General features: G+C 48.9%; 3 protein-coding genes. 1 reads left to right on the top strand and 2 read right to left on the bottom strand.

Translation table 11 applies throughout. The annotated features are described in order from the left end of the window. Positions 1–604, bottom strand: a 604-nt coding sequence (locus tag OB13_RS19735) for a tetratricopeptide repeat protein (protein ID WP_461491901.1), incomplete at its 3' end; no start/stop codon positions are given. A 62-nt stretch (positions 605–666) separates the two neighbouring features. Next, the gene (locus OB13_RS19730; protein WP_018479903.1) at positions 667–972 is read right to left on the bottom strand and encodes an HU family DNA-binding protein; all 306 of its coding nucleotides are present in this window, start codon (positions 970–972) and stop codon (positions 667–669) included. A 354-nt stretch (positions 973–1326) separates the two neighbouring features. Between OB13_RS19730 and mutY the strand changes: the two genes are divergently transcribed. Continuing rightward, positions 1327–2234: A/G-specific adenine glycosylase (mutY, locus tag OB13_RS19725; RefSeq protein WP_461491900.1), on the top strand; the 908-nt coding region annotated here is incomplete at its 3' end.

Here is a 2234-nt window from a genome sequence, read left to right as displayed (position 1 = left end):
CAGAGATCACCTCACGCAACAGCGTTATACCCTGCATCGGGTTTTCGCTTGCAATATAGGTCATTGCCACGTTTGTTTTAGCATCCAGATCACTCGGATTGTTCTTTAACACCTGCTCATACATCGCCCGCGCCTTGCCGCCTAGTTCACTGGCCCGCTGCTGTGTGGCTGCATATGTAAAAGCTTCAAAGTACTGATCGCCTGCTTTTCGGTAGCTCTTCTCGCCTGGTTGGGCGTTGGCAGCTAATTCGTAGTAGTAACCAGCACTGTCAAATTTACTTGCAGTAGCATAGGCAGCAGCCAGTTCATTCGCCAGCAGTGTGCGGGTCTGTGTATCGGTTGCTTTGTTGTAACGGGCACGCACCGTCGTCAGCTCCAGCATTTGCTCAGGCGTCGCCGTTGCATGTACGCCATCAGCTGGTGCTTCCGTTGCAGCACCATGGTCATGTCCGTCGTCTTCGGAGTGCCCTTCCGGCAGGGCAGTAGTTTCGCCCTGGGCTAAGGTATCTTTATCATCCTCTGTCACAACTGCTTTGGGCAAAAAGAACATAATAGCTGCCAAGGCGATAGCTGCAACAAGTATCAGTATTTGAGAGCGTGACATTCTTTTTACGTAAGCTACTGTTAATGACTAATTAAACAAAGAAAGGCAAATATACAAAAGAATTAAGAATGGGCCAGCTCTTTGATTTTTTTGCTGTTCTTAATCTTCTGGATAAAGGTTTTGGATGGTTTGAAGCTTGGGATGAAGTGCTCATCAATAATGATGGAGGTGTTCTTCGAAATATTGCGGGCCACTTTTTTAGCGCGCTTCTTATTCACAAAGCTTCCAAAACCTCTCACGTAGATGTTGTTACCGTCTGCCATGGAGTCTTTCACAACTTTGAAAAACGCTTCGATGGTAGATTGAACATCAGCCTTATCAATCCCTGTTTTATCAGCAATCTCTGATATTACTTCTGCTTTAGTCACTTTTTTAGATTTTATAAATTAGATAATCAGTTAACTTTCTCTATTCGTTGTACTTGGCTGCCATGCCATTACCCTATTTTTCGGGGCACAAAGGTATACCTACTTTTCGACAAGTAAAAGCTTTAGCACTAAATTATTACAGAATAGTAGCTCCGGAAACGCTCCTCCGCATTCGCTTTTTTTCATCATCTGCAGCAGCAATACCCGTGCCATTCTGCCAAGTCCTTAACGGCGTCTATCTGCTTATATTATAGCCAGATAACATTATTCTTAGTTTCTGCTATGCTGCGATAGCGAACAAAACTTTACCTTTGCCTGTTTCCTTTTCCTTACCATCAGCGCCGCCTTATCGCTATGAAAAATACGCCTGACTTTTATTTTTCTGACACCCTCATCGCCTGGTATCAGCGGCACAAGAGGGCGCTGCCCTGGCGCGAAACAACAGATCCATACCTGATCTGGCTCTCCGAAGTGATCCTTCAGCAAACGCGTGTAAAGCAGGGCCTGCCTTACTACAGGAGCTTTGCTGACGCTTATCCGACCGTACAACACCTGGCTGCAGCCCCGGAAGATGAAGTGTTGCGGCTCTGGCAGGGACTCGGCTACTACTCCAGGGCACGCAACATGCACCACACGGCCAGGCAGATCGTGGAAGAATACGGGGGCGTATTTCCCGACAACTACGAGACGCTGCTGAAACTGCGCGGCGTGGGCAGCTATACGGCCGCAGCTATCGCCTCTTTTGCTTTCCGGGAGCAGGTGGCCGTGCTGGACGGCAACGTATTCCGGGTACTGGCGCGGGTATTTGGCCTGTCAGATGACATTGCCGTACCGGCCTCCCGCAAAGTCTTTCAGCAGCTGGCTAACAAACTGATTCCTTCCGACACCCCTGACATCTTCAATCAGGCCGTGATGGAATTTGGCGCCATCCAGTGCACGCCTGTTATGCCGGACTGCCTCTTTTGTCCGCTGCAGCAATCCTGCTTCGCCTTTACACACGGTTTGGTGCAGGAGCTACCCGTCAAATCAAAGGCCAAGGCGGCCAGGCCCCGGTTTTTTCATTACATCGTTTTTGAGCTGGAAGGAAAGTACTACCTGCGCAAGCGCCTGAGCGGCGACATATGGGAAGGGCTTTATGACTTCTACCTCTATGAAAGCGACTCCAAGGTCTTAGATAAATCCCTGCTGCTGAGGGAGCTCAATGAAGCAGGTATAGCCGTCGCGGATTCGCAACTGCAGCTTCCTCAAAAGGTTTACAAGCA

The sequence above is a fragment of the Pontibacter sp. HJ8 genome (genome assembly GCF_054824225.1).
This window is presented reverse-complemented; position numbering and strand designations above follow the sequence as displayed.